Annotated in this window: 21 protein-coding genes and 1 pseudogene; 9 read left to right on the plus strand and 13 right to left on the minus strand. The window is 72.6% G+C overall.

What is annotated here, in order from left to right:
* Positions 1-36: 36 nt before the first annotated feature.
* A complete protein-coding gene (locus tag AC24HA_RS09110) occupies positions 37-1,704 on the minus strand; it encodes an NAD+ synthase (protein ID WP_425708923.1) in 1,668 nt (555 codons plus the stop codon).
* A gap of 67 nt (positions 1,705-1,771) precedes the next feature.
* On the opposite strand from AC24HA_RS09110, the gene glnA (AC24HA_RS09115) reads away from it, so the two are divergent.
* Positions 1,772-3,109, plus strand: a complete 1,338-nt coding sequence (gene glnA / locus AC24HA_RS09115; RefSeq protein WP_425708922.1) for a type I glutamate--ammonia ligase — start codon at positions 1,772-1,774, stop codon at positions 3,107-3,109.
* Positions 3,109-6,174, plus strand: coding sequence for a bifunctional [glutamine synthetase] adenylyltransferase/[glutamine synthetase]-adenylyl-L-tyrosine phosphorylase (locus tag AC24HA_RS09120; RefSeq protein ID WP_425708921.1), 3,066 nt, complete (start codon positions 3,109-3,111; stop codon positions 6,172-6,174). Before glnA (AC24HA_RS09115) ends, AC24HA_RS09120 begins: the two co-directional genes overlap by 1 nt.
* A gap of 27 nt (positions 6,175-6,201) precedes the next feature.
* Here AC24HA_RS09120 and AC24HA_RS09125 read toward each other — a convergent pair whose 3' ends face one another.
* Positions 6,202-6,354, minus strand: coding sequence for a hypothetical protein (locus tag AC24HA_RS09125; RefSeq protein WP_425708920.1), 153 nt, complete (start codon positions 6,352-6,354; stop codon positions 6,202-6,204).
* A gap of 60 nt (positions 6,355-6,414) precedes the next feature.
* On the opposite strand from AC24HA_RS09125, the gene AC24HA_RS09130 reads away from it, so the two are divergent.
* The 3 genes from AC24HA_RS09130 (at position 6,415) to AC24HA_RS09140 (ending at position 8,337) form a co-directional block, all read left to right on the plus strand.
* Complete coding sequence (locus AC24HA_RS09130) at positions 6,415-7,110, plus strand: histidine phosphatase family protein (protein ID WP_425708919.1); 696 nt, start codon at positions 6,415-6,417, stop codon at positions 7,108-7,110.
* Between the two features lie 53 nt (positions 7,111-7,163).
* Complete coding sequence (locus AC24HA_RS09135; protein ID WP_425708918.1) at positions 7,164-7,499, plus strand: hypothetical protein; 336 nt, start codon at positions 7,164-7,166, stop codon at positions 7,497-7,499.
* A 148-nt stretch (positions 7,500-7,647) separates the two neighbouring features.
* Positions 7,648-8,337: a DUF981 family protein gene (locus tag AC24HA_RS09140; protein ID WP_425708917.1), complete on the plus strand. Its 690-nt coding sequence runs from the start codon at positions 7,648-7,650 to the stop codon at positions 8,335-8,337.
* A gap of 73 nt (positions 8,338-8,410) precedes the next feature.
* Here the strand turns inward: AC24HA_RS09140 and AC24HA_RS09145 are convergent, their stop codons facing one another.
* From AC24HA_RS09145 to glnA (AC24HA_RS09155), 3 genes are all read right to left on the minus strand, one after another.
* Positions 8,411-9,442 carry an NAD(P)-dependent alcohol dehydrogenase gene (locus tag AC24HA_RS09145; protein ID WP_425708916.1) on the minus strand — a complete coding sequence of 344 codons (1,032 nt, stop codon included), beginning with the start codon at positions 9,440-9,442 and terminating at the stop codon, positions 8,411-8,413.
* A gap of 311 nt (positions 9,443-9,753) precedes the next feature.
* Complete coding sequence (locus AC24HA_RS09150; RefSeq protein WP_463648732.1) at positions 9,754-10,587, minus strand: restriction endonuclease; 834 nt, start codon at positions 10,585-10,587, stop codon at positions 9,754-9,756.
* A 280-nt stretch (positions 10,588-10,867) separates the two neighbouring features.
* Positions 10,868-12,292 carry a type I glutamate--ammonia ligase gene (gene glnA / locus AC24HA_RS09155; protein WP_425708914.1) on the minus strand — a complete coding sequence of 475 codons (1,425 nt, stop codon included), beginning with the start codon at positions 12,290-12,292 and terminating at the stop codon, positions 10,868-10,870.
* A gap of 147 nt (positions 12,293-12,439) precedes the next feature.
* Between glnA (AC24HA_RS09155) and AC24HA_RS09160 the strand changes: the two genes are divergently transcribed.
* Positions 12,440-12,907 (plus strand): RDD family protein, encoded by a 468-nt coding sequence (locus tag AC24HA_RS09160; RefSeq protein WP_425708913.1) that lies wholly within the window; start codon positions 12,440-12,442, stop codon positions 12,905-12,907.
* A 19-nt stretch (positions 12,908-12,926) separates the two neighbouring features.
* Here AC24HA_RS09160 and AC24HA_RS09165 read toward each other — a convergent pair whose 3' ends face one another.
* The 4 genes from AC24HA_RS09165 to AC24HA_RS09180 form a co-directional block, all read right to left on the minus strand.
* A complete protein-coding gene (locus tag AC24HA_RS09165) occupies positions 12,927-13,796 on the minus strand; it encodes a M23 family metallopeptidase (RefSeq protein ID WP_425708912.1) in 870 nt (289 codons plus the stop codon).
* A complete protein-coding gene (locus tag AC24HA_RS09170) occupies positions 13,793-14,347 on the minus strand; it encodes an ArsR/SmtB family transcription factor (protein WP_425708911.1) in 555 nt (184 codons plus the stop codon). Before AC24HA_RS09170 ends, AC24HA_RS09165 begins: the two co-directional genes overlap by 4 nt.
* A 151-nt stretch (positions 14,348-14,498) precedes the next feature.
* Positions 14,499-15,227, minus strand: a complete 729-nt coding sequence (locus tag AC24HA_RS09175; protein WP_425708910.1) for a DUF4191 domain-containing protein — start codon at positions 15,225-15,227, stop codon at positions 14,499-14,501.
* Between the two features lie 33 nt (positions 15,228-15,260).
* Positions 15,261-15,752, minus strand: a complete 492-nt coding sequence (locus tag AC24HA_RS09180; protein ID WP_425708909.1) for a MarR family winged helix-turn-helix transcriptional regulator — start codon at positions 15,750-15,752, stop codon at positions 15,261-15,263.
* A gap of 110 nt (positions 15,753-15,862) precedes the next feature.
* On the opposite strand from AC24HA_RS09180, the gene AC24HA_RS09185 reads away from it, so the two are divergent.
* The 3 genes from AC24HA_RS09185 to AC24HA_RS09195 all read left to right on the plus strand — a co-directional run bounded on the left by AC24HA_RS09185 (position 15,863) and on the right by AC24HA_RS09195 (position 21,254).
* Entirely contained in the window at positions 15,863-18,244 is a 2,382-nt protein-coding gene (locus tag AC24HA_RS09185) for an MMPL family transporter (protein WP_463648728.1), read from the plus strand.
* A 22-nt stretch (positions 18,245-18,266) separates the two neighbouring features.
* Positions 18,267-19,817, plus strand: a complete 1,551-nt coding sequence (locus AC24HA_RS09190; protein WP_425708907.1) for a protein kinase domain-containing protein — start codon at positions 18,267-18,269, stop codon at positions 19,815-19,817.
* A gap of 75 nt (positions 19,818-19,892) precedes the next feature.
* Entirely contained in the window at positions 19,893-21,254 is a 1,362-nt protein-coding gene (locus AC24HA_RS09195; protein ID WP_487563626.1) for an MFS transporter, read from the plus strand.
* Positions 21,255-21,264: 10 nt separating this feature from the next.
* Here AC24HA_RS09195 and AC24HA_RS09200 read toward each other — a convergent pair whose 3' ends face one another.
* The 4 genes and pseudogenes from AC24HA_RS09200 to sucB all read right to left on the minus strand — a co-directional run bounded on the left by AC24HA_RS09200 (position 21,265) and on the right by sucB (position 26,104).
* On the minus strand, positions 21,265-22,224 hold the full coding sequence (locus tag AC24HA_RS09200; RefSeq protein ID WP_425708905.1) for a TIGR01777 family oxidoreductase: 960 nt from the start codon (positions 22,222-22,224) through the stop codon (positions 21,265-21,267).
* A 1-nt stretch (position 22,225) separates the two neighbouring features.
* Positions 22,226-23,206, minus strand: coding sequence for a lipoyl synthase (locus tag AC24HA_RS09205; RefSeq protein ID WP_425708971.1), 981 nt, complete (start codon positions 23,204-23,206; stop codon positions 22,226-22,228).
* 357 nt (positions 23,207-23,563) lie between these two features.
* Positions 23,564-24,136, minus strand: a pseudogene (gene lipB, locus AC24HA_RS09210) (lipoyl(octanoyl) transferase LipB); the annotation flags it as partial.
* A 126-nt stretch (positions 24,137-24,262) separates the two neighbouring features.
* Entirely contained in the window at positions 24,263-26,104 is a 1,842-nt protein-coding gene (gene sucB, locus AC24HA_RS09215; protein WP_425708904.1) for a 2-oxoglutarate dehydrogenase, E2 component, dihydrolipoamide succinyltransferase, read from the minus strand.
* Positions 26,105-26,110: the final 6 nt, after the last annotated feature.

Raw genomic sequence — 26,110 nt, forward strand, 5'->3', positions numbered from 1 at the left:
GGACGCGGACCCGCTTCGGTCGGCTCGGGCTGTCGTTCACTGCTCGTCTCCTTGTCGCTCGTCCTGCTCCCGCCAGCGCGAGGTGACCGGCAGGCGGCGGTCGCGGCCGAACGCCAGCGCCGTCACCTTGGGCCCCAACGGGTACTGCCGACGCTTCCACTCGGCGCGGTCGACGAGACCGAGGACCCGGTCGACCACCTCGGGCGCGTGACCCGCCACCAGGAGCTCGGCCCGGCCGAGGTTCCGCTCGACGTAGTCCTGGATGACCGGGTCGAGCTCGTCGTAGGGCGGCAGCGAGTCCGAGTCCTGCTGACCCGGCCGCAGCTCGGCCGACGGGGGCTTCTCGATGGAGCTCCACGGGACCGGCACCGGCTCGCCGGCGTCGAGCGCGACCTGGTTGCGGGCCCGCGCCAGCTCCCACACCTTCGTCTTCGGCACGTCCTTGATCGGTGCGAACCCGCCCACGGCGTCGCCGTAGATCGTCGAGTAGCCCACGGCGAGCTCGGACTTGTTGCCCGTGGCGAGCACGAGGTGCCCCTCCATGTTGGACAGGCCCATGAGGATGACCCCGCGCACGCGCGCCTGCAGGTTCTCCTCGGCTACGCCGGTGAGCTCGACGTTCGTCAGGAACGTCTCGACCATCGGCGCGATCGGCTGCACCCGGTAGTCGAGCCCGATCGCGTCGGCGGAGGCAGCGGCGTCGTCCTTGGAGTGCTCCGAGGAATAGCTCGACGGCATCGAGACGCCCACGACGTTCTTCGGGCCCAGGGCATCGGCCGCCATCGCGGCGACCAGCGCCGAGTCGATGCCGCCGGACAGGCCGAGCACGACCGACCGGAAGCCGTTCTTCCGCGCGTAGTCGCGCAGCCCGAGGACGCACGCGGCGTACATCTGCGCGGCGTCCGGGGCCTCCTCGGCGGGTGCGCCGGACGCGACCACGCCGGATTGGCCGGCCCCGCCCGTGAGCTCCACCTGCACGGTCCCGGGCTCGAACCCCGGGGCGCGGGCCACCACGGCGCCGCCGGCGTCGACGACGAACGAGTGCCCGTCGAACACGAGGTCGTCCTGGGCGCCGACGAGGTTCGCGTAGAGCACGGGGCAGCCGAGCCGGCCCGCGAGCGTCTGCACGATCCCGAGCCGCACCGCGCCCTTGCCGTACTCGTACGGCGAGCCGTTGAGGACGAGCAGCGCGTCGAGGCCGGCGCCCGTGTACGCGTCGACCGCCCCGCCGTCGACCCAGATGTCCTCGCAGATCGCGAGCCCGAGCCGGCGGCCATCGACCTCGAGGACGACCGGATCCGCGCCGGGTTCGAAGATGCGGATCTCGTCGAACACCCCGTAGGTCGGCAGGTGCTGCTTGACGTAGGTCGGTCCCACCTCGCCGCCGGCCAGCACGGCGGCGCAGTTCGTCGGACGGCCCTGGGCCGAGGTGCCGAGCGTGCCGAGCACGACGACGACGTCGCCCAGGCCGTCGTCCGCGAGGTCCCGGGCGAGCGTCTCGAGCGACCGCTCGGTGGCGCTACGGAACGAGGCGCGCAGCGCGAGGTCCTCCACCGGGTAGCCGGGCAGCGTCATCTCCGGCAGGAGCACGAGACGCGCGCCGCTCCCGGCCGCTCCCCGCACCGCGTCACGGACGAGGGCGGAGTTCCCGGCGAGGTCCCCGGCGCACGGGTCCACCTGGGCGATCGCGATCGGCAGCGGCATGCTGTCAGGGTAGTCGGGCGTCGTGGGTGACAATGTGGGAGCACTGATCCGACCGGGAGGAGGCGGGATGGACCGCCAGCAGGAGTTCGTGCTGCGAACCGTCGAGGAACGCGACATCCGGTTCATCCGGCTGTGGTTCACCGACGTCCTCGGCACGCTGAAGTCGGTCGCCATCGCGCCGGCCGAGCTCGAGAGCGCGTTCGAGGAGGGCATCGGGTTCGACGGCTCCGCCATCGAGGGCCTCACCCGCGTGTTCGAGTCCGACATGCTCGTGCGGCCCGACCCGACGACCTTCCAGGTCCTGCCGTGGCGTAGCGAGCACCACGGCGTGGCGCGCATGTTCTGCGACGTCCTCACCCCCGGAGGCGAGCCCGCCCGATCGGACCCGCGCAACGTCCTGGCCCGCGCCGTCGAGCACGCGGCCAAGGCCGGCTTCACGCCCTACGTGCACCCCGAGATCGAGTTCTACCTGTTCGACGAGATCAACGACCCCCGGCAGCCGCTCGTCCCGGCCGACCGCGCGGGCTACTTCGACCACGTCGCCCGCGGGTCCAGCCACGACTTCCGCCGCGAGGCCATCACCACCCTCGAGGAGATGGGCATCCCGGTGGAGTTCTCCCACCACGAGGGCGGCCCGGGGCAGAACGAGATCGACCTGCGCTTCGCCGACGCCCTGTCGATGGCGGACAACGTGATGACGTTCCGCACCGTGGTCAAGGAGGTCGCCATGCGGCAGGGGCTGACCGCGACCTTCATGCCCAAGCCGATGCCCGGCCACCCGGGCTCGGGGATGCACACCCACTTCTCGCTGTTCGAGGGCGACTCCAACGCGTTCTACGACCCGGCGGGGGAGTACCAGCTCTCCACGACGGGACGCAGGTTCATCGCCGGCGTCCTCACGCACGCCCGGGAGTTCGCCGCCATCACCAACCAGTACGTTAACTCCTACAAGCGCCTGTGGGGCGGCGGCGAGGCGCCCAGCTACGTCAGCTGGGGCCACAACAACCGCTCCGCGCTCGTGCGGGTCCCCGGCTACAAGCCGGGCAAGCCGCAGTCCAGCCGCGTGGAGTTCCGCGCGCTGGACGCCGCCGCGAACCCCTACCTCGCGTTCGCGATCATCCTGCGGGCCGGGCTCAAGGGCATCGAGGAGGGCTACGACCTGCCCGACCCGGCGGACACCGACGTCTCGACGCTGTCCCGCGGCGAGCGCCGCGCGCTCGGCATCGTCTCGCTGCCGGCCTCCCTGGCCGACGCGATCGACGCGATGGAGGGCTCCGAGCTGGTTGCGGAGACGCTGGGGGAGGAGACCTTCGACTTCGTCGTGCGCAACAAGCACGAGGAGTGGGAGGCCTACCGCGACCAGGTCACGGACTTTGAGCTGGCCCAGTTCATCCCCTCGCACTGATGGCCGGCGGACGGGTCGTCTCCCGGCTCACCCAGCTGCGGCGCGTCGGCATCCACGAGCCGCGCCGCGCCGAGGCGCTGCTCGACGACCCGGCCCTGGCCCCGTACCTGGCCGCCGAGGGCGTGGCGGAGCGGCTGCTCGGCCACCTCGCCTCGGCCGGGAACCCCGACCACGCGCTGCTCACCCTCGTGCGGATCGCCGAGAGCGCGCAGGAGAGCGGGGACGACGCCGCCCTGCGCACGGCCCTCACCGGCGACGACGTCGCGATGCGTCGGCTCGTCGCCGTGGTCGGAGCCTCCCGGCCGCTCGGTGACTCGCTGGTCGCGCGGCCGGGGGACGTCGCCCATCTCCACGACCGGCACGGCGAGGTCCCGGTGCTCCACCTCGAGCCGCGCGACGAGCGGGCCAAGGCGCTCGAGGCCGTCGGCGCCGACCCGGCGCAGACCAACCCCGTCGCCACGGTCACCGGCGAGGAGGGCATCGCGGCGCTGCGGCGCACCTACCGCCGCCGCCTCCTGGAGATCGCTGCCGCGGACCTCACGGGTAAGGACTCCCTGGAGAGCTTCCCGCTGGTGGCTGCGTCGATCGCCGACATCGTCGCCGGTGCGCTCGACGCCGCCCTCGCGGTGGCCCGCGCCGGCCTGCCCGACCACGGTGCGGGTGTGCGGCTCGCGGTGATCGGGATGGGGAAGACGGGCGGGCGGGAGATCAACTACATCTCCGACGTCGACGTCGTCTACGTGGCCGATCCCGAGCTCGACGCCGACGGCGCCCCCGTCCGCGACGAGGACGAGACCATCGAGGTGGCGACCCGGTTGGCCGGCACGCTCGCGGACGCGGTCGGCGGCGTCGGCCCCGAGCCGGCCCTGTGGCCGCTGGACGCGAACCTGCGGCCGGAGGGGCAGGACGGACCGCTCGTGCGCACGCTCGCCAGCCACGTCAGCTACTACGAGAGCTGGGCCAAGGGCTGGGAGTTCCAGGCCCTGCTCAAGGCGCGCCCGGTCGCGGGGGACCTCGCGCTCGGTGAGGAGTACTGCGCCGCCGTCGCGCCGTTCGTCTGGAGCGCGGCCTCGAGGGAGAACTTCGTCGAGGAGACCCAGAAGATGCGCCGCCGCGTGGAGGCGCACGTGCCGGCCCGCCACGCGGAGCGGCAGCTCAAGCTCGGCAAGGGCGGGCTGCGGGACGTCGAGTTCACCGTCCAGCTGCTCCAGCTCGTCCACGGCCGCACCGACGAGACCCTACGGTCGCGGACCACCCTCGAGGCGTTGGAGGCCCTCGCCGAGGGCGGGTACGTCGCGCGCACCGACGCCGCGACCCTGGACCACCACTACCGGTTCCTGCGCGTCCTCGAGCACCGCATGCAGCTGTGGCGCCTCCACCGCATCCAGGTGGTGCCGAGCTCGGCGGGCGACCTCGAGATCCTCGGCCGTGCCTTCGGCGCGGAGGGCATCACGGACGGTGACGCCCTGGAGAAGGCCTGGCGCGCGGTGAGCCGCGAGGTCCGCCGGCTGCACGAGGAGATCTACTACCGACCGCTGCTGCCCGCGACCGCGCGCCTGTCGCCGGCCGAGGCCTCCCTGGCCCCCGACGCGGCCGCGGCACGGATGGAGGTCATCGGCTTTGCCGACCCGAAGGGCTCCCTGCGTCACATCGCGGCCCTCACCGAAGGCGTGTCCCGGCGCGCGACGATCCAGCGCCAGCTCCTGCCCGTCATGCTCGGCTGGTTCGCCGACGCGCCCATGCCCGACGTCGGCCTGCTCGCCTTCCGGCGGCTGTCGGAGACGATCGGCACGACCCACTGGTACCTGGCCCTCCTGCGCGACTCCTCCGCTGCCGCCGAGGCGCTGGCCACGGTGCTCGCCACGTCGCGGTACGTCGGCGACCTGCTGCTCCAGCTGCCCGAGGCGGTGAAGTGGCTCGACGGCGATCAGGGCCTGGCCCCGCGCCGCCGCGAGGACCTCGAGGGCGAGATCGACGCGATGCTGCGTCGCCGCGAGGACGCGACCGACGCCGTCGGGCAGGCCCGCTACCTGCGTCGGCGCGAGACCACGCGCGCTGCGATCGCCCACGTGCTCGAGCAGGCCCCGCGGTCGCGGCGCCGGGAGCTGGCCGACGTCGCGGACCTCGCCCTCGAGGCGGCGGTGAGGGTAGCCGCCCGCGACGCCACGGCCCGTGCCGGCCTCGACGAGCCGCCGGGGGAGTTCCTCGTCGTCGCCATGGGCCGCCTGGGCGGCCGCGAGGTCGGCTACTCCTCCGACGCCGATGTCCTCTTCGTCCACGACCCCGCCGAGGGGGTCGACGAGAAGGTGGCTGCGGACTGGGCCCGCGACGTCGCGACGTCGGTCCAGGAGCTGCTCGGCGCCACGAGCGACGAGCCCGCGCTCCCGGTCGACGCCGACCTGCGGCCCGAGGGGCGCTCCGGCCCGCTCGTACGCACCCTCGCCTCCTACGCCGAGTACTACGAGCGGTGGGTGGAGGTGTGGGAGCGGCAGGCGCTCCTGCGGGCCCGCCCCGCCGCGGGCTCGCGTGCGCTCGGGGAGCGGTTCATGGCGCTCGTCGACGCGGTGCGGTACGTGCCCGGCGGCATCGGTGCGGCCGCCGAGCGGGAGATCCGCCGGGTCAAGGGCCGGGTCGAGCAGGAGCGCATGCCACGCGGCGTGCCACCCAACCGGCACCTCAAGCTCGGCCCCGGCGCGCTGACGGACGTGGAGTGGACCGTCCAGCTGTGGCAGCTGCGGCACGCCGGCGACGTGCCCGCGCTGCGGGTGACCTCGACCGAGGAGGCCCTCGAGGCGCTGCGCGCCGAGGGGCTGGTCGGCGACGCTGATGCGGCGACCCTCCTGCACGCCTGGACGCTGGCCGGGCAGGTGCGCGACGCCGTCGTGCAGGTCTCCGGGCGCACGACGGGGCCGAAGACCGACGTCCTGCCCCACGGGGTCGAACGGCTGGAGACGGTGGCGCGCATGCTCGGCTACCCGTCCGGACACCGCCAGGAGCTCGAGGAGGACTACCTGCGGGCGGCGCGGCGCTCCCGGGCGGTCGTCGAGCGGCTCTTCTGGGAGTAGGCCCTCACGGGCGCAGGGAGCAGATGCTCAGGAGTCGAAGGCGAGGTCGACCAGCCAGACGACCACGGCGAAGACGACCGCCGCGACCAGGAGGGTGACGACGAACCGCCAGCGGCTCGGCGGCCTGGGGCTGGGGTCCTGCTCGTCGGTCGTCGTCGGGACGTCCTCGTCGGGCGGCATCCGTGCAATGTACGTGACGCGTCACAGCGCCCGCACGGCACACCTGGGACACTGGACGATATGCGGCTCATTCTCGTCCGGCACGGTCAGACCGACTCCAACGTCATCCACGCGATCGACACCGAGGCGCCCGGCGCCGATCTCACCGAGCTCGGCCGCCGGCAGGCGGAGGCCCTCGTGCCCGAGCTCGCGTACGAGGACGTGGAGTCCATCTGGGTGTCCAACCTCGTGCGCACGCACCAGACCGCGGAGCCGCTCGCCCAGGCCACGGGGCTCACCCCGATCGAGCGCGAGGGGCTGCGCGAGATCCGCGCCGGCGACCTCGAGATGGCCACCAGCGAGGCGGCCGTGCGCACGTACCTCGCGGGCATCATGGGCTGGGTAGCGGACCCGGACTCGCGCATCCCCGGAGGCGAGACGGGCCGCGAGGTCAAGGACCGCTACGACGCGGTCGTGGCCGAGATCGCCGCGACGGGCCACGAGACGGCGGTCATCGTCTCGCACGGGGCCGTCATCGTCTCGTGGGCCGCCACGACCGTCGAGGTGCCGCGCGAGTTCCTCGGCCGCTCGATCTCGAACACCGGGGTCGTCATCATCGAGGGGAACCCGGACGACGGCTGGCAGCTCGTGCGCTGGGAGTCCCACGCGCTGGGCGGACCGTCGGTGTCCGACGTCGAGCACGACGGGCCGACGGGGTACCCGGACGCGAACCACCCGGAGGCGCTCGGCGTGGCGGGACGCGCCGCCCAGGAGTGAGGACGCGCCGCCCTGGAGTGGGAGAGACCACGTCCACGCGGGCATGGCGCGTCGTGATCATCGCCACCTCGGTGGTGGTCCTCGTGCTGCTGTCGATGCCCGTTCTCGGACGCGTGGGGGTGCACGGTGTGCGGTGCGAGGTGGTCGGCGCGTCCGCTGCGCAGGGAGAGCGGGTGCACAGCGCGGGATGGCGCGTGCTCGTCGAGACCGAGGACTGCCGCACCGTCGTCTACACCGGCGGCGTCACGGCCGACACCGCAGCGCGGGTGGCGGACGGTTTCACGCCCGGGGCGTACGAGTTCGAGATGAGTGCTCTCGACCGGATCGCGGCCACGGGATGGGCCCCGGGGCTGAGCCCGAGCGCCGAGGAGTTCCGCCGCGTGCGATGAGCCACCCGCGGCGGATTGCGTTCGTTCATCGTCGGGAATACCTCACTGCCCAGGACGTTGGTGACGCAGGGAGCGCGTGCCACTCCCTCCGCGTGCGCGCGCCGTATCCGCCCGCGCCCGGACCAGCTGACGAAGAAGGGTGGGCGGCATGGTCGTCTACAACGAGCTCATCGCCATCACGGCGGGGGCCGGTCTCATCGGGTTTGCCCAGTTCCTGGGTGTCCTCCTCCGCCGCAAGGCGGTCGACAGCGAGGGGTGGGCCGCGTTCTTCGGCGTCACCGGGCTCCTGCTGCTCGCGCTCGGCCTGCACCTCACCGTGACCTGGCCCTACCAGGAGCCCGGGTTCGAGTACTACAACATCGCGTTCGGCCAGCCGGCCGCCGCCTTCGGCGCGCTGCTCCTGGTCGCCGCCGTCTACCTGTGGCGCAGCCGCAGCCTGTTCGCCGGCGATCAGGAGATCGCCCGCGAGACCGCGCTGCGCGCCTTCCGCCCGGTGAGCATCTTCGTCGGTGCGGTCGGCCTCGCGATGGGCGTGCTGGCGATCACGTTCGTCCGCTTCCAGCTCGGTGCGGCCCCGCCGGAGGAGCCGATCACCGGTCGGTTCGGCCACCTTCCCTGGATCGAAGCACTGTTCCTCGGCGGGCTCTGGGGCGTCATCGCCCTCGGCGCGCTGCTCTTCGCGATCTCCTACCTGGCAGGCCGGCCCGGCCTGCTGAGGTGGTCGGCCTGGGCGTTCCTGCTCGGTGGCGTGGCGCTCCTGCTGTTCGGTGCGATCAACTTCTACACCCACATCGGGATGTACACGAACTTCGCGTACGACACGAACTACCGCTGGTGATCCAGACCTGACGACGGCGGGCACCCGGACCGGGTGCCCGCCGCCGTCGGTGGTGCGTCGCTGCGCGAGGTCGCTACGGGACGAGGATCCCGCGACCGACCAGCCGGCCGTTGTCGAGGTCGTCGATCGCGGTGGCGTAGTCGGCGAGGTCGTAGACCGACGTGTGCAGCGAGATCTTGCCCTGGGCGGTGAGGATCATCAGCTGGTCGAGGTCCTCGTAGGTGCCCACGAGGTTGCCGATGACGTTGATCTCGCGGGAGATGATCCCGATGGTCTCGAGCTGGACCATGCCGCCGTAGCCGATGACGTAGTAGTCGCCCTGGTTGCGGATGAGGTTGGGCCCGAGGAGCTCCATGCCCTGCTCGCCGACGAAGTCGAGCACGACGTGCGCGCCTCCGCCGGTGATGTCGTGGATCTGCTTGGTGACGGCGTCGGTGTCGTCGGTGGCGAGGGCCGTGTGGTGGGCGCCGATCGACGTCGCGAGCTCGAGGGCCTGCTCGGAGCGGTCGAGGACCGTGATCTCCGCAGGGGTGAGAGCCACGAGGGACTGGATGCCAATGTGCCCCAGCCCGCCGGAGCCGATGACGACGACGTGCGTGCCCGGGTGCAGCCGCGGGGCCGCCTTGCGGACCGCGTGGTAGGCGGTGAGGCCCGCGTCAGCGAGGGCGGCGATGTCCCTGGGCTGGAGAGAGGGGTCGAGCTTGACGACGGCCCGCGCGTTCGTCTTCATGTACTCGGCCATCCCGCCCTCGGCGTTGAGGCCCGGGAAGGAGGCGTTCGAGCAGTGCGAGTCGTTGCCTCGCCGGCACTCGGTACACAGCCCGCAGGTGACGAGCGGGTGCATGATCACCGTGTCGCCCACCGCCACGTTCGACACGGCCGAGCCGACGGCGTGCACCCAGCCCGAGTTCTCGTGCCCGATCGTGTACGGCAGCGTGGGGTTCTGGATCGGGTCCCACTGACCCTCGATGATGTGCAGGTCGGTGCGGCACAGGCCGGCCGCCCCGATCTTGACGATGACGTCCCACGGGCCCGTGATCTCGGGTTCCGGGACGTCATCGAGCTTCGGCATCTCCTCGTACGCGTGCACGCGCACTGCCTTCATGGCGATCACCCTTCGTCGACGTTGACGGGACAGCGTGCGCTAACCGTATGACCGGGTGATGCGGGGCACAAGGGGCCCGAGCGTGGCGCCTGCGCAGGTGAAGCCTACGGCCGATAGTCGAGTCCTGGGTCGTGGTAGCGCACGGTGGCCGGAATCGTCCTCGTCGAGGTGCTCTTTCGCGTTTGGAAGGCTCAGTGCCCTGTCAGTCAGTCGCTGGCCCGATAGTTACTCGAAGAAGTCTTCGTCGATCTCGACTACCTCGACGCGCGTTTTCACCTGCACACCGACTCCGTACTGGATCATCAGCCGGGTCAGACGTTCACCGTCGACGAGGATGACGCGGGTAGCGACGCGGACTCGGCGTACGCGGTCGCTGTACGCGCAAACTGGCTAGTGGTGATGAAGACACCCTGGTTCGCCTGATTACCTGCCAGCGCGCCGACGAATGCTTGGATCGCCTCTCTGCCGACAGTATTCTCGCGCGCGTAGCGTTTGGCTTGCACGTAGATGCGGGAGAGGCCGAGGGCGTCCTGGTCGATGATGCCGTCGATCCCTCCGTCGCTGGAGAGCTGCGTGCGAGTCGCGTTTCCTTCGGCACCCCCATATCCCATCGCCATGAGCAGGTCGAGCACCGCTTGTTCGAAGAACACCGGTTCGCGGGCAAGAATTAACGTCAGGAGCTGGTCGGCGACATCCTCGTTGATTCTCGCGACGCCTGCTGCGATCTGCTCCTCGGGATCCAGTGCTGACACCTCTTCGATGGCAGTTGCTGTTCGTGACGAGGGTGTCGGGAACGCCTTCCAGGTGTGCGGTGCGTCAGGATTGCCCGAGAGAGCGCGGAGATGCCTCTCCGTCACACCTTCCGGGTGATCGGACAGGAGTCGGCGTCCGACTTCGGTGATCCGATAGTTGCCGCGGCTCGGGCGTTCGACCGCGCCTACTCGCGCCAGGTAGGACAGCGCCCAGGCACCACGGTTGCGGAACTGCTCCTGACCGGAAGGGATGAGGACCTGGCGCTGCTCCTGGGTGAGACCTAGCAGGTCAGCAGCGGCCGCGATGATGTTCCGAGACCGGTGGGTCCCGCCGTCGAGGAGAACACGGAGGGACGGTGCCATGTACTGGTCCCACGTCGGGACGGTCATCATCCGCCTCCACGGGGTAGCCAGCGAGTGCCACGAGAGGATCGCCATCGTTCGCGAGCCGATCGTCGCTCTCCAGGTTAGGTGGGGAATCAGTGGGTGGGCGCCAACCGGGAGGTCGTCATTCGAACGGACTGATGTGTGGGTCGTCCTGCCACGACCAAAAGAGCCTCCCTAGGAAGCTGACCTCCCAACAGTGTCTTCTCGCGGGGGACGCGGGCAGCCGAAAGGCCCCTGATCCTGCAGACATGCAGGTCAGGGGCCTTTCGTTTGAGAGCGAATCGGCTCAGATGTCGTAGTACAGCTCGAACTCGTGCGGGTGCGGGCGCAGGCGGATCGGGTCGATCTCGTGCGTGCGCTTGTAGTCGACCCACGTCTCGATGAGCTCGGGGGAGAAGACGTCGCCCTCAGTGAGGTAGTCGTTGTCCTCCTCGAGCGCGCGCAGCGCCGCACCGAGCGACTCGGGGACCTGGGCGATCTGCGCGTGCTCCTCGGGCGGGAGCTCGTAGAGGTCCTTGTCGATGGGCTCCGGCGGCTCGATGCGGTTCTTCACGCCGTCGATGCCGGCCATGAGCATCGCCGAGAAGGCGAGGTAGGGGTTCGAGCTCGGGTCCGGCACGCGGAACTCCACGCGCTTGGCCTTCGGCGAGGATCCCGTGACGGGGATGCGGATGCAGGCCGAGCGGTTGCGCGCCGAGTAGACGAGGTTGACCGGCGCCTCGTAGCCGGGCACGAGGCGGTGGTACGAGTTGAGCGAGGGGTTGGTGAAGGCCAGCAGCGAGGGCGCATGGTGGAGGAGACCACCGATGTACCACCGGGCGATGTCCGAGAGCCCGCCGTAGCCCTGCTCGTCGTAGAACAGCGGCTCGCCGTCCTTCCACAGGGACTGGTGGCAGTGCATGCCCGAGCCATTGTCGCCGAACAGCGGCTTGGGCATGAAGGTCGCCGACCGGCCGTGCTCCCACGCGACGTTCTTGACGATGTACTTGAACTTCATGACGTCGTCGGCGGCGGCGCGCAGGGAGTCGAAGCGGTAGTTGATCTCCTGCTGGCCGGCGGTGCCGACCTCGTGGTGGGCGCGCTCGACCTTGAGGCCGACGTCGGTCATCACCCGCACCATCTCGTCGCGCAGGTCGGCGAAGTGGTCGTTCGGCGGGACGGGGAAGTAGCCGCCCTTGAACCGGGTCTTGTACCCCAGGTTGCCGCCCTCCTCCCGGCGGCCGGTGTTCCACGCGGCCTCCTCGGAGTCGATGTGGTAGAAGCTCGACTGGGCCGAGGTCTGGAACCGCACGTCGTCGAAGAGGTAGAACTCCGCCTCGGCGCCGAAGAAGGCGGTGTCGGCGATGCCGGTCGAGCGGAGATAGGCCTCGGCCTTCGAGGCGACGGTGCGCGGGTCGCGGTCGTAGGCCTGTGAGGTGAAGGGGTCGACGATCGCGAAGTTGAGCACGAGCGTCTTCTGCGCGCGGAACGGGTCGATGAAGGCCGACCCGATGTCCGGCACGAGCTTCATGTCGGACTCGTGGATGGCGGTGAACCCGCGGATAGAGGAGCCGTCGAACATGAGGCCGTCGGTGAAGGCGTCCTCGTCGAACGTCTCGACCGGGATGTTGAAGTGCTGCATCACCCCTGGCAGGTCGCAGAACCTGACGTCGACGAACTTGACGTCCTCGTTGCGGGTGTAGGCGATCGCCTCTTCGGGGGTTGAGAACATCCGTGGCTCCTCGTTCGCGTGCACCGGCGGTGCCGGCTGGACGGGTGTGACGCTAGACCCGCGGAGTTTCCCTGCCGTCTCCCGGGCGTGTCGGTCATGTTACGGGGCGAGTGCTACGCCGGATGCGACGCCACCTAGACTGGACCGGTGCCCGACGTCGATCCCGCCCCCGCGAGCTCCGCGGCCGCGCGGGCGGGCGGACCCCGATCGGGGGGACGGCCCGGTGCCACGCGACCTGGTGCCGCGCGACCGGGCTCGGCGGGCGGTCCCGTCCGGGCCTCGGAGCTCGCCCCGTTCGGGCGGCGCCTCGGCGCGCTCCTCATCGACTGGGCGATCGCGATGGCCATCGCCTACGGGTTCGCCGGCGGGGACGCGATGGCGATCCTCGGGATCTTCGCCGCGGAGCGCGCCCTGGTGGGAGGCCTGGCCGGCGCGTCGATCGGCCACCGCCTGACCGGCCTGCGCCTCGTCCACGTGAGCCGCGGCCGCGCCCCGTTCGTGGCAGTCGTCGTGCGCACGATCCTGCTGTGCCTGGTCCTGCCGGCGCTCTGGCGCACGGTCGAGGGCGTGCCGCTGCACGACGACCTGGCGCGCACGAGGCTCGTGCGTGCCTAGGACGCGCGTCCTGCCGCTGCTAGGCGGAGGTCACCGGCTCGGTCGCCGTCATGTGCTCCTCGTTGCCCGGCAGTGCGTCGACGGGGGAGTCGGCGTCGCCGATCGAGATGCGCGCGAAGGCCATGGGCACTCCGGCGGCGGTCCACAGCGAGCGGCGGTCCATGAGCTGGGCGTGGACGTGCGGCTCGGAGCTGTTGCCGGAGTTCCCGCACCGGCCGACGACGTCGCCCGCGCGGACGGTGTCGCCCCGCCGCACGGTGGCCGAGCCTTGCCTCAGGTGGGCGACGAGGGCGTACGTCCCGTCGTCGGCCCTGATCGTCACGTGGTTGCCGACGACGTTGCCCGGCCCGCCGAGCTCGCGGACCATCCCCTCGAGCAGCATGTAGTACAGCGCCCACGCCCTCGAGCGCGAGAGGTGGTCTCGGCGCCGGTCCGTGGCGGCCACGACGACGCCGTCGACCATCGCCCGGACCGGCTCGTCGAAGGCGGGGTAGTCGGCGTTGGGGCGCATCCCGGGTCCGTCGCCGAACTGCGGGCGGAGCGCCCCCTCCGGCTCGGCCACGAGATCGATCGCGTACGCCTGCCCGTAGCCGCGCACCCCGTGGCTCGGCACCTTCGACGCCGGGCTGTTGATCGCCAGCCAGCGCCCGGTCACGGGGGAGTGCACGACGCGCAGGCCGCGCTCGGTGCGGACGCGTCCGCCGAGCACGACGACGAGGAGCCAGACCGCCATCACCGCCAGGCCGGCACGGATGATCCAGGCGAGCGCGGGATCGGCCGGCCCCTCGGGGAGCAGGCGTCGCAGCAGGACGGTGCCGGTGGTCGTGAGGACGGCGGCGTAGAACAACGGGACGCGCACGCGGTACAGGGCGCGCAGGAGTGCGGTCATCGCTCGGCCCCCACCACGGTGGCGAGCAGCGGCACCACGCGTGCGGCCGGGACCGTGTAGCGGCCCCGGCCCGCCTGACGCACCCACCCGGCCGAGACGAGCTGGCGCAGGTGGTGGTGGAGCTGTCCGGTGGTGCCGAGCCCGTCGGCCTCGGCGAGCTCGGCCGTGGTGGCGGTGCCGCCGAGGATGAGTCGGAGCAGCTCGAGGCGGACCGGGTGGCCGAGCGCACCGAGCGTCTCGGCAACCTCGGACCAGTCCGACTCCAGCAGGGCGTCGGTGGCCCCGGCCTGCTGCCACTCGACAGGGGCTCCGTCCGGCAGCGTGAGCGACCCGACGAGCATGACGGCGCCGGACTCGGTCACGGGATGCGCGGCGCGCCGCTCGCGCAGGCCGGTGAGGGCCCAGAAGGTCTCGGGGTCCGGTCCCTGGGGGTTCGTGGAGGCGGAGGCGTCAGGGGTGGCAGGTGGCTCGGTCGAAGCGGATGCCTCGAGGGCGACCACCCGGGCCTCGAGCGCCTCCACCGTGGCGCGGAGCTCGTCGATGACGTTCATACGTCGATCATACGGAAGAACGTAAATGCGTCCAACAGAATAGTCGTCGTTCCGTGGGCGGGGCCGTGGCCCTGGCGTCATGCACGAGGGCCCCGTCGACGACGGGGCCCTCGGAGCGAGGTGCGGAGCGCGGTGGCTGGCGGTGGCGTGGTCAGCGGCCGCGCATGCCCTTGCGGTCGGGGCGCGCCTTGTTGGGGTCGATGCCCTTCGGTACGGACTGCCGGATGCCGCCCAGGGCGTTGAGGCGCTTGGTGACGGCGGCGATCTCGGCCGACGTGAGCTTGGCGCCACCCAGCTTCTTGATCGTGGGGACGAGGTCGGGCAGGGGCACCTGCCCCTCGGCACGGCCGGCCTGGACGAGGTGGACCTGGACGCCGGGAGCCACGCGGGTGACCTTCTTGCGCTCCTCCTCCAGCAGGCGCGTCACGCGGTGCGGTGGTCCCTCGGAGACGAGCACGATGCCCGGCTTGCCGATCGACCGGAACACGAGGTCCTGGTGCTTCGGCGTGAAGGCGACGGGCTCCTCCTCGACGTACCAGCCGCGTCCCAGCTGGCCGAGTGCGGCGGACGCGGCCCCCAGCTGGCCCTCGACCCGCGCGTAGGCGGCGACTCGGGTGAGCCTGCCGAGCACGATGAGCACGGCGATGATGCCGATGAGCACCCCGAGGATCCCGAGGTAGATCGGGTGGCCGATGACGAAGCCGATGCCGACCATGACGCCGAGCACGGCGACGAACACACCGAGGAGGATGACCGGCGTCGCCGGACGGTGCTCGGCGGTGATCCGGTACGCCTCGGCGAAGCTGTGGTACCAGCGCTTCTTCTTGGGCTTCGGGGTCGTGGGTGCGCCGTCGTCGGCGGTCTTCTTGGTGCGGGCCATGATGGGGTCAGGGTACCGGCCGGTGTGGCCCGCCTAGGTCCCGCCGCGCGTGCGACGGATCATCGTCAGCAGCAGTCGACGCAGCGCGGCCTCCTCCTCGGCGTCGAGAGTGGCCTCGATCGGCGTCGGCTCGCTCAGGGACTCGACGACGGACGCGATGGCGCCCAGGCCCTCCGGCGTCAGCGCGACGACGCGGCGCCGGCCGTCGTGCGGGTCCGCGCGTCGGACGAGCAGGCCCTGACGCTCGAGCGTGACGAGGTGCCGGGCGAGCGTCTGCTCGGTGACCCCGACGAGCTGCGCCGTCTGCCGCTGGCTGCGCGGACCCGGTGCGAGGACGGCGAGAACCGGCATCGTCGCGTGGCTGAGGTCGAACACGGCGAGCCGTTCGTCGAGCTCGCGCTCCGCCTGGCGGGCGACCGAGGAGAGGAGCCGACCCGTCGGCCACCTGGAGGGATCCTCGGCGACTCCGGGGCCCTGCCCGGACGCGCCGCTCAGGGCCCTGTGGTTCTCCTCGGCCTCGGACACCCCCTCATGGTGGCAGAGCACCACGATCCTTCTTGCGGCTCGCAGGACGAGCCCCCATACTGACCCAGTTACTCAGCATGCTGAGTACTTTCTCGAGGACGGGGTATCGCATGGCAGGGCACGGCAGTCGCACGGCGTACCGGGGACGCGGCCTCGTGACCGCCGTGGTCGTTCTCCTCTGGGTGGCCATCGGTGGGATCGGCGGACCGTTCCTGGGTCGACTCTCCGAGGTCCAGGAGAACGACGCGTCGATGTTCCTGCCGACCTCGGCCGAGTCCGTCCGGGCGTCCGACGCCGTCGCCGGGTTCACCGACACCTCGACCCTTCCCGTGCTGCTCGTGCTGCGACCCGCCGACGGCGGACCGATGAGCCCCGAGGACCTCGAGGCGGCCGACGAGCTCGCCCGGTCCGCGGGCTCCGCCACACTGAGCGACGGCCGCGCGGTCGAGGAGGTGCTCACGGCCCCGACCGCCGTCGTGCCCTCGGAGGACGGCGAGGCCGCCATGGTGGTGCTGGGGATCGACACCTCGCTCACCGACGAACTGCTGCCCGACGGCGAGAACCTCGTCGGATCCGTGGTCACCGAGGTACGGGCCGCCGTCGGCGACGGGCTCCAGGCGGCCGGGCTGCAGGGCTGGGTGACCGGTCCCGGCGGGTTCGCGGCCGACCTCAGCTCGGCGTTCGGGTCCGTCGACCTGGTCCTCCTGGCGACGGCGCTCGTCGTGGTCCTCGTCATCCTGCTGCTCGTCTACCGCTCGCCGCTGCTGCCGCTGACCGTCCTGCTCACCGCCGTGCTCGCGCTGGCGCTGGCGGGCCTGGTCGTCTACCTCCTCGCGGACGCCGGCGTCGTCCAGCTGAGCGGCCAGACGCAGGGCATCATGTCGATCCTCGTCATCGGTGCAGCGACCGACTACTGCCTGCTGCTGGTCGCCCGGCACCGTGAGGAGCTCGGCCGCCACCGCGACCCGTTCGACGCGATGCGGATCGCGTGGCGGGCCTCGCTCGCGCCCATCTCGGCCTCCGCCGGAACCGTGGCCCTCGGCCTGCTGTGCCTCCTGCTCTCGGACCTGGGGTCCAACGCCGCGCTCGGACCGGTCGCCGCGGTCGGGATCGCCGCCGCATTCGTCGCCGCGCTCACCCTGCTGCCCGCGCTCCTGCTCCTCGGCGGCCGCCGCTCCCGGGCGGTGTTCTGGCCGCGCATCCCCCGCGTGCCCGACGAGGAGGTGGAGGCCGGCGGGGCCGAGGACGTGCGGCGGGCGCCCGAGGACGCGTCCGGGATCTGGGGCCGGATCGCGCGGCTCGTGGGACGGCGGGACCGGCGCACCTGGGTGATCACGTCTGTCGCCCTGCTCGCCGCGGCCGGGCTCGTCACCACCCTCGACGCCGATGGCACCTCCGACTCCGAGGTCTTCCTCGCGCAGTCCGACGCCGTGGACGGCGAGGAGGTGCTCACGCAGCACTTCCCCGCGGGCGCGGTCCAGCCGCTGGACGTCGTGGCCGATGCCGACCTGGCCGAGGACGTCGTGGCCGCCGCGGAGGCGACCGACGGCATCGCGTCCGCCACCGTGGTCACGGAGGCTGCGCAGGGGGGCCAGGAGCCGGGTGGCCCGCCTGCCGAGGACGGGTCGCAGCAGGGCGGGCCGGGCGACGGCGGCCGGAGCGAGGACGGAAACGGTGCGGGGGGACCGCCCGCCGAGGACGCACCGCCGCTCGTGGTCGACGGCCGTGTCCACGTCGAGGCGACCACCGAGGCGTCGGCGGACACCGAGGAGGCCGTCCGCGCGGCCGCCGACCTGAGGACAGCGGTGCACGAGGTGGACCCGGCCGCGCTCGTCGGCGGCGCCGCGGCCGAGACGCTCGACACCCGGGACACGGCCGAGCGCGACCTGCGGGTCATCATCCCCGCCGTCCTGCTCGTCATCCTGCTCACGCTCGTCGTGCTGCTGCGCTCGGTCCTCGCACCGCTGCTGCTGCTCGCCGCGAACGTGCTCAGCTTCGCCACCGCGATGGGGATCGTGGCGGTGGTGTTCAACCACGTCCTCGACCTGCCCGGGGCCGATCCGACCGTTCCGCTGTTCGGCTTCGTCTTCCTCGTGGCGCTGGGGATCGACTACACGATCTTCCTCATGACCCGCGCCCGTGAGGAGTCGCTGCGCATCGGGACCCGGAGGGGTGTGCGCCGGGCCCTGTCCGTCACCGGCGGGGTCATCACGTCGGCCGGCGTGGTGCTGGCCGCGACGTTCGCCGCGCTCGGCGTGGTCCCGCTGCTGTTCCTCCTCCAGCTCGCGATCATCGTGGCGCTCGGCGTACTCATCGACACCCTCGTCGTCCGCACCCTCCTCGTGCCGGCGCTCGTCCACGACATCGGGAAGACCGTCTGGTGGCCGCGCCACGGACGGTTCCCCGACGACGACGAGGAGCGCGGTGAGGCCACGCCCGACCCCGCGACCACCGCCGTGGCCGCACCTGTGGAGAACTCCGCGACGGGCTGAGGGGACCTGGTTCGCTCGGTCCATGGGGCGGGCAGACGACGACGGACGCGTGCGGGTGCCGGGCTACCGGATCTCTCGGTCGCTGGGCGGCGGATCGGGACGGGTGTACAGCGCGACGTCCGACGAGCGCGGCTCGCCGGTCATCGTCTCGGTCGTCGACCTGCCCGAGGGGCGCTCCGGCGACGCGATGCGCCGGCGCCTGGCGGGCCTGCGCACGTCCCCGCACCCTCACCTGCCGCGGGTGCTCGACGTCGTCGACCTGACCGACGGGCGGGCGGCGCTCGTCACCGAGGTCGTGCCGGGGGCGTCCCTCGCGGCCGTGCGGGTGGCCCGCGGCGCGCTCTCGGTGCCGGAGGTGGCGGGGGTCCTCACCGACATCGGCTCCGCGCTGGCCCACCTGGCGGCCGCCGGCATCGTGCACGGCGACGTCTCTCCGGCCAACGTCGTGGTGGACACCACGGGGACCGTCGTCCTCGTCGACCTCGTCGGGGATGTGCGGCACGAGGAGGGGACGCCGGGGCACGTGGCGCCCGAGCGCATCGCCGGGGGTCCGGCGTCGACGGCGTCCGACGTCTACGCCCTCGGCATGCTCGTGCGCGGCCTGGCCCCCGGCGACCTCGAGGTCGAGGAGCTGACCACCCAGGCGTGCAGCGACGAGCCGGCCGTGCGGCCCACCGCCCGCGCGCTCGCGGCGCGTGCCGCCGAGCTGGGCGGGCGCTCGGGCGTGCGGCTGCCCGCGGGTGCGGACATGGCGGGCGCCCTCCTTCGCGAGGGTGCGCTGCGCGAGGCCACGGCGCACGTGCCGGCGGGCAGGTCCCGGGTCCGTCCGGGCTCGGGAGGCCGGGCCGGCCGGCGGGCGCGAGGCGGACCTGGTGCCCGGGGCGGGCGTCGAGCTCGGTCCGTGCGGCCCGAGCAGCGGGCACGCGGTGCGGGCCGGCTCCCCGCGCTGACGGCTGGGGGGAAGGTCGCCGTGCTCGGCGTCGCGGCCGTCGTCCTCGTACTGGGCGGGTTCGTCACGACGCGGACGATCCTCTCCCAGGCCGAGGCGCCCGACGCGACGGGCGCAGGGACACCCGCAGCGACGCAGGAGCCCTCCGCGGGTCAGTCGCAGGCCCCGGCGCCCTCGGGGTCGACGACGGGGACATCGCCGGAGGTCACGACCGAGAGCGCGCGCGGCACCGCGGCGGACGCGTTCGACGTCGTCTCCGAGGTCGTCGACGCCCGGGAGCGGGCGCTGCTCGCCGGGGACGCGGCCGCCCTCGCCGACGCCACCGTCGACGGCTCGCCCGCGCGGGCCGCCGACGCCGCTCTGACCCGTGCCCTGGGAACGACGACGATCGCCGACCTGTCGACCGACGTGACGTCCGTCGTCCTCACCGAGGGCGGGGCGACGGACGACAGGTTCGTGGCGGAGGTCTCGCTGCGTCAGGAGGAGTGGCGCGCCTCGGACGCCACGGGGGAACGCGTCTATCCCTCTGCCGAGACGTGCCGGCTCCTCACGCTCGAGCGGGTCGACGACCGCTGGGCGGTGGCCGATGCGGACAGGTGCGGCCCCGCCGACCAGGGCGGATAGCCTGCCACGGTGACGAGAGGACGACTGGCGCCGCCGAGCGGCGGAGGTGTCGTCGCGGTCCTCGCCCTGGCGGGCATGACGGCCTCGTTCATGCAGACGCTGCTCATCCCCATCCAGTCGGAGCTGCCGGAGCTGCTCGGCGCCACCCGCGACGACACCGCCTGGGCCATCACGAGCACGCTCCTCGCCGGGGCGATCTGCACGCCGATCTCGGGACGGCTCGGCGACATGTACGGCAAGCGGCGCGTCCTCCTGCTCCTCGTGGGTGCGCTCGTGGCGGGCTCGGTCGTCGCCGCGCTGGCCTACTCGGTCGTCCCCCTCATCGTCGGTCGCGCGCTCCAGGGGGCGGGTCTCGGCGTCATTCCCCTCGGCATCTCCGTCCTCCGCGACGTCCTGCACCCCGACCGTCTGCCGTCGGCCATCGCCCTCGTCAGCGCCACCCTCGGCGTCGGTGCCGCGCTCGGCCTGCCGATCAGCGCGGCCGTCACCCAGTACGCCGACTGGCACGTGCTGTTCTGGGGAGCCTCCGCACTCGGTCTCGTCCTGCTCGTACTGGTGGCGTGGGTCGTTCCGCCGAGCACGCTGCGCACGGGCGGCCGGCTCGACGTCGTGGGCATCGTCGGGCTCACCGCCGGGCTGACCGGTGTACTGCTCGCTGTCTCACGCGGGAACGACTGGGGCTGGACGTCCCCGCTCACGATCTGGCTCACGCTCGGTGGCGTCGCCGTCCTGCTTGCCTGGGGCGTGTTCGAGCTACGGGTCCCCAACCCGCTCGTCGACCTTCGGGTGTCGGCCCGCGGGACCGTGCTCGTGACCAACCTGGCGTCCGTCGCGATGGGGTTCGCCCTGTTCACCGCCAACGTCGTCTTCCCCCAGCTGCTCGAGCTGCCCCGGGAGCGCGGCGGACTCGGGCTGTCGTTGATCCAGTCGGGGCTGGTCCTCATGCCCCTGGGTCTGGCCATGCTCGTCATGTCACCCGTCGCAGGACGCCTCATGGGCCGCTTCGGCCCCAAGCCGCTGCTGGTCTCCGGGGCCCTCGTCATCGCGCTCGGCTACGGCCTCTCCGTCGTGGCGCCCCTGGACGTCGGCCTCGTGCTGCTCGTCAATCTGCTCGCCGGTGTCGGGATCGGCCTCGGTTTCGCGGCGATGCCCTCGCTCGTCATGAGCGCGGTGCCGTCGACGGAGACCGGCGCGGCCAACGGCCTCAACCAGTTCATGCGCAGCCTCGGCACCACCTCGGCCGCCACCGTCGTGGCGGCGGTCCTGGCCCGGTCCACGACCAGCGTGGACGGCGTGGAGGCGCCCGGCATCGACGGCTTCCGTGCGGCCCTGGTGCTCGGGCTGGTCAGCGCCCTGGTCTCCGCCGTTCTCGCGAGCCTCGTCCCGCCCCCGCGCCGCCACGCCGGCGAGCACGCGTCCATGCCGGAGGGCCGGTAGGTCGCCGGGGTCAGCTCGTTCGCGAGCCGCCCGGACCGACCAGCCACCGCGCGGCGGAGGCCACGTCCGGGTGCGCGAACTCGAAGCCGTCAGCGACGAGCGTCTCGGGGCGCATGCGCTGGGAGGCGAGGACGTCGGCAGCGAACTCGCCGAGCACGGCGCGCAGCGCGAGGCCCGGCACCGGGAGCCCGAACGGCCGGCGGAGCTCGTGCGCGAGGGCAGCGAGCACCTCGCGCTGGCGCGCCTCGCCGGGCGCCGCGAGGTTGATCGGGCCGACCCGCGCGGAGCCTGCGAGATGGAGCTGGGCCCGGACGTGGTCCTCCAGCGTGATCCACGGCCACCACTGCTGCCCGCCGCCGAGCGGCCCGCCCAGGCCGGCCCTGAGCAGGGGCAGCATCCGGCCGAGCGCGCCGCCGCGGGGGGCCAGCACGATCCCGGTGCGCAGGAACGCGGTCGGCACCCCGGCCTTGACGGCGGGCGCCGCCGCGGCCTCCCAGGCGGCCGACAGGTCGGCCGTGAACCCGCGTCCGGCGGGGGAGTCCTCCGTGAGGACCTCCTCACCGCGGTCCCCGTACCAGCCGACCGCGCTGCCCTGCAGGTAGCGCACCCCCGGGGCCGTCCGACCGGCCTCGAGGGCGCGGGCGAGCGTCGTCGCCAGCAGCGAGGTGCTCGACGTGCGGGACAGCAGGGCCGTGCCCTTGTAGGCCTCGGTCCACCGTTTGTCGCCGAGCCCCGCCCCCGCGAGATTGACGACGAGGTCCGCGCCGTCCAGCGCCGCCACATCCAGGAGGGCGTTCGCCGGGTCCCACGTGGCGTCGTCCCGTCCGGCGCGTCCCGACGACGGCCGCAGCAGCCGACGTACCCGCCAGCCGCGCCGGTCCAGCGCATCGACGAGGGCGCTCCCCACGAGCCCGGACGAACCGGCGACGACGGCGAGCCGGCCGTCCTGGTCCTCCCGGCGGGTGGTCACGTCAGCCCAGCCGCGCGAGCAGGGAGGATGCCTCCTGGCGGGAGCTGCCCTCCTCGGTGAGGTGGCGGAGCTGCTCGGGGACCTCCTCGCCGCGGCTCGTCATCGCCTGGCCCCACAGGCGCCCGGCCCGGTAGCTCGAGCGGACCAGCGGTCCGGCCATGACGCCGAGGTAGCCCAGCTCGGTGGCGATGTCGGACAGCTCGACGAACTCCTGCGGCTTGACCCAGCGGTCGACCGGGTGGTGCCGCAGGGAGGGCCGCATGTACTGGTTGATGGTGATGAGGTCGGTGCCTGCCTCGCGGATGAGGCGCAGGGCCTCGACGACCTCGTCGAACGTCTCACCCATGCCGAGCATGATGTTGGACTTGGTGACGAAGCCGTCGTCGCGTGCGGCGCGCAGGACCGAGAGCGAGCGGTCGTAGCGGAAGCCGGGACGGATGCGCCGGAAGATGCGCGGCACGGTCTCGACGTTGTGCGCGAGCACCTCCGGGCGCGAGGAGAAGACCTCGGCGAGCTGGTCGGGGTCCGCGTCGAAGTCGGGGATGAGCAGCTCGACGCCGGTGCCCGGGTTGAGACGGTGGATCTGCCGCACGGTCTCGGCGTAGAGCCAGGCGCCGCCGTCGTCGAGGTCGTCGCGGGCCACGCCGGTGATAGTCGAGTACCTCAGGCCCATCCGGCGCACCGAGCTCGCCACCTTGAGCGGCTCCGCGCGGTCGAACAGGGCCGGCTTGCCGGTGTCGATCTGGCAGAAGTCGCAGCGGCGCGTGCACTGGGACCCGCCGATGAGGAACGTCGCCTCGCGGTCCTCCCAGCACTCGTAGATGTTGGGGCAGCCCGCCTCCTCGCAGACCGTGTTGAGTCCTTGGCCGTGCACGAGGTCCTTGAGCTCGTTGTACTCCGGTCCCATCGTCGCGCGCGTCTTGATCCACGCCGGCTTCGCACCGATGGGCGTCTCGGCGTTGCGCTTCTCGACGCGCAGCATCTTGCGCTCGCCCGGCGCGGTCCTTCGCGGGCGCACCGGCGGGGCCGAGGCGGCCGGGGCCGGCTGGGCGTCGACCTTCGCGTCGCCGTGCCCGCCGCAGCCGCACGACCCGCCGCCCCCGCAGCCGCACGAGCCGCCACCCGAGCCGCACGGGCCCCCGGTGGCGCCGACGGCCTGCAGGCCGAGGTCGACCTTGACGTACTCCCCGTTCCCGCCGGACCGGGACGCGGCCGGGGCCGGTGCGGGCGGGGCGGTGACGGCGTCGGCCGCGACGTCGGGCAGGGTGTGGGCGGCCGTCATCGGCAGCAGGTGCCGGACGAGCGCACGTTCCACGACGTCGGCGACCTCGGCGAGGGTCAACGACCGGCCGAGGGCCTCGCTCAGCGAGGTGACGCCGGCGTCCGGGATGCCGCAGGGGACGATCCGGTCGTAGGAGGTGAGATCGGGGGCGACGTTGAGGGCGATGCCGTGCATCGTCGTGGCCCGGGCCACGCGCACGCCGATCGCACAGATCTTCGCGTCGACGCCACCGTCCGTGCCCGGCACCCACACGCCGGTGCGGCCCGGCACGCGCGTGGTGCTCAGCCCGAGCTCGGCGCACGCCTCGACGACGGCGTCCTCGAGGGCCCGCACGTAGGCCACGACGTCGACGGGCTCGGCGAGGCGGACGATCGGGTAGACGACGAGCTGGCCGGGCCCGTGCCAGGTGATGCGGCCCCCGCGGTCGACGTCGACGACCGGGGTGCCGTCGGTGGGCCGGTCCGACCGAGCCGTGCGCCGGCCGGCGGTGTAGACGGGGGCGTGCTCGAGCAGGAGCAGCGTGTCGCGGGACTCGCCCGCTGCGACCCGGGCGTGCACCTCGCGCTGCAGGTCCCACGCCGTGCCGTAGTCGGTCAGGGTGGTGCCGAGATCGAGCCTGCGCAGATCCATACCCTCGATGCTAACCGTGCGGCGAAGCTCCGCGTCCACCTGGACAGACCGTGGCCGCAGGGCGGACGACGGCGGGCCCCGTCACCCCCTGCGCAGGGGTGACGGGGCCCGCCGGTGCTGCCGGTGTCAGAGACCGAGGTCGCCCTCGAAGGAGCCCTCCTCGAGGCGTGCCTTCATGGTCTGGAGGAACCGGGCGGCGTCGGCGCCGTCGACCAGCTGGTGGTCGTAGCTGATCGCCAGGTACATCATCGAGCGGATGGCGATCGCCTCGTTGCCGTCGGTGTCCTTCACGACCACGGGGCGGCGCGTGATGGTCCCCGTGCCGAGGATGGCGACGCCGGGCTGGTTGACGATCGGCGTGTCGAACAGCGCGCCGCCGGAGCCGGTGTTGGTGACCGTGAAGGTCGCTCCGCTCACGTCGTCCGGTGTGACCTTGCCGGTGCGGGCCCGGTCGGCCTGCTCGGCGATGCGCTTGGCGATGCCGCCGAGCGTGAGGTCGCCGGCGTCCTTGACGACCGTGACCATGAGGCCCTTCTCGGTGTCCACCGCGATGCCGACGTTCTCCACGTCGTGGTAGATCACGTTCTCGCCGTCGATCTGCGCGTTGAGCTTCGGGTGCGCCTTGAGCGCCTCCGTCGCGGACTTGACGAGGAACGGCAGGTACGTGAGCTTGACGCCCTCGTTGGCCTGGAACGTCGACTTCGCCCGCGTGCGCAGGTCGGCGATGCGGGTGAGGTCCACCTCGACGACCGTCGTCAGCTGCGCGGTCGTCTGCATCGACTCCATCATCCGCTTGGCGATGACCTTGCGGGTGCGGGACATCTTCTCCGTGGTGCCGCGCAGGGTCGACGCCGGCGGGACCGTCGTCGGGGCCTTGGCGGCGGGCGCACCGGCCGGAGCGGCGGACGCGGCCGCGGGTGCCTTGGCCGCCTCGGCGGCGGCCTCGACGTCCTGCTTGCGGATGCGGCCGCCGACGCCGGACCCGGAGACCGTGTCGAGGTCGACGCCGAGGTCGCGGGCGAGCTTGCGCACCAGCGGCGTCACGTAGGAGGTCGCGCCGGCGGCGTCCGCGGGCGGGGCTGGCTTCTCCGTCGGGGGCTCGGGCTTGTCCTCCGGCGGGGCCGGGGGAGCGGCCTTCTCCTTCGGGGGCTCCGGCTTGTCCTCCGGCGGGGCCGGCGGAGCGGCCTTCTCCTTCGGGGGCTCGGGCTCGTCCTCCGGCTGCTCGGCGGGCTTGTCCTCGGCCGGCTTCGACGGTGCCGGGGCGGCCTCCTCGGCCGGCGCGGCGGCGGACGAGTCGGCGTCGCCTCCGATGATCGCGAGCACGGCCCCGACCTCGACCGTCTCGTCCTCGCCGACCTTGATGTCGGTGAGCGTGCCCGAGAACGGGGACGGGACCTCGGTGTCGACCTTGTCGGTGGAGACCTCGAGCAGGGGCTCGTCGACGGCGACCTCGTCCCCGACGGCCTTGAGCCACTGGGTGACGGTTCCCTCGCTGACCGACTCGCCCAGCGCGGGCATCGTCACCTCCTGGCCCCCACCACCACCGGTGGACGCGGACGCCGGAGCGGACTCCGAGGCCTCCTCGGCCTCCTGCTCGGCGGGCGCCTCCTCAGCGGGCTCCTCGGCAGGCTCCTCGGACTCCGGCTCGGCAGGCTCCTCAGCCTCGGCGGGGGCCTCGTCGGTCTCGGCGGGGGCCTCGTCGGCGGGTGCGTCGTCCGACCCGCCGCCGGAGCCGTCGCCGATCATCACGAGGTCGGTCCCGACCTCGACGGTCTCGTCCTCCTCGACGAGGATCTTCTCGATCGTGCCGGCCACGGGGGAGGGCACCTCGGTGTCGACCTTGTCGGTGGAGACCTCGAGCAGCGGCTCGTCGACCTCGACGGTGTCCCCGACGGCCTTGAGCCACTGGGTGACCGTTCCCTCGCTGACCGACTCGCCCAGGGCGGGCATCTTCACGGCTTCAGACATGATGTG

This window comes from Georgenia sp. Z1491, assembly GCF_057652395.1.

Excerpts from the sequence above, each read along its gene's own strand:
- AC24HA_RS09130 (WP_425708919.1), top strand. The coding sequence starts at position 6,415 with ATGCGGCTCATTCTCGTCCGGCACGGTCAGACCGACTCCAACGTCATC.
- AC24HA_RS09145 (WP_425708916.1), bottom strand. The coding sequence starts at position 9,442 with ATGAAGGCAGTGCGCGTGCACGCGTACGAGGAGATGCCGAAGCTCGAT.
- AC24HA_RS09110 (WP_425708923.1), bottom strand. The coding sequence starts at position 1,704 with ATGCCGCTGCCGATCGCGATCGCCCAGGTGGACCCGTGCGCCGGGGAC.
- AC24HA_RS09205 (WP_425708971.1), bottom strand. The coding sequence starts at position 23,206 with ATGCTGCGCGTCGAGAAGCGCAACGCCGAGACGCCCATCGGTGCGAAG.
- glnA (WP_425708914.1), bottom strand. The coding sequence starts at position 12,292 with ATGTTCTCAACCCCCGAAGAGGCGATCGCCTACACCCGCAACGAGGAC.
- AC24HA_RS09125 (WP_425708920.1), bottom strand. The coding sequence starts at position 6,354 with ATGCCGCCCGACGAGGACGTCCCGACGACGACCGACGAGCAGGACCCC.
- AC24HA_RS09165 (WP_425708912.1), bottom strand. The coding sequence starts at position 13,796 with ATGACCGCACTCCTGCGCGCCCTGTACCGCGTGCGCGTCCCGTTGTTC.
- AC24HA_RS09190 (WP_425708907.1), top strand. The coding sequence starts at position 18,267 with ATGGGGCGGGCAGACGACGACGGACGCGTGCGGGTGCCGGGCTACCGG.
- glnA (WP_425708922.1), top strand. The coding sequence starts at position 1,772 with ATGGACCGCCAGCAGGAGTTCGTGCTGCGAACCGTCGAGGAACGCGAC.
- AC24HA_RS09140 (WP_425708917.1), top strand. The coding sequence starts at position 7,648 with ATGGTCGTCTACAACGAGCTCATCGCCATCACGGCGGGGGCCGGTCTC.
- sucB (WP_425708904.1), bottom strand. The coding sequence starts at position 26,104 with ATGTCTGAAGCCGTGAAGATGCCCGCCCTGGGCGAGTCGGTCAGCGAG.
- AC24HA_RS09170 (WP_425708911.1), bottom strand. The coding sequence starts at position 14,347 with ATGAACGTCATCGACGAGCTCCGCGCCACGGTGGAGGCGCTCGAGGCC.
- AC24HA_RS09150 (WP_463648732.1), bottom strand. The coding sequence starts at position 10,587 with ATGATGACCGTCCCGACGTGGGACCAGTACATGGCACCGTCCCTCCGT.
- AC24HA_RS09175 (WP_425708910.1), bottom strand. The coding sequence starts at position 15,227 with ATGGCCCGCACCAAGAAGACCGCCGACGACGGCGCACCCACGACCCCG.
- AC24HA_RS09185 (WP_463648728.1), top strand. The coding sequence starts at position 15,863 with ATGGCAGGGCACGGCAGTCGCACGGCGTACCGGGGACGCGGCCTCGTG.
- AC24HA_RS09195 (WP_487563626.1), top strand. The coding sequence starts at position 19,893 with ATGACGGCCTCGTTCATGCAGACGCTGCTCATCCCCATCCAGTCGGAG.
- AC24HA_RS09120 (WP_425708921.1), top strand. The coding sequence starts at position 3,109 with ATGGCCGGCGGACGGGTCGTCTCCCGGCTCACCCAGCTGCGGCGCGTC.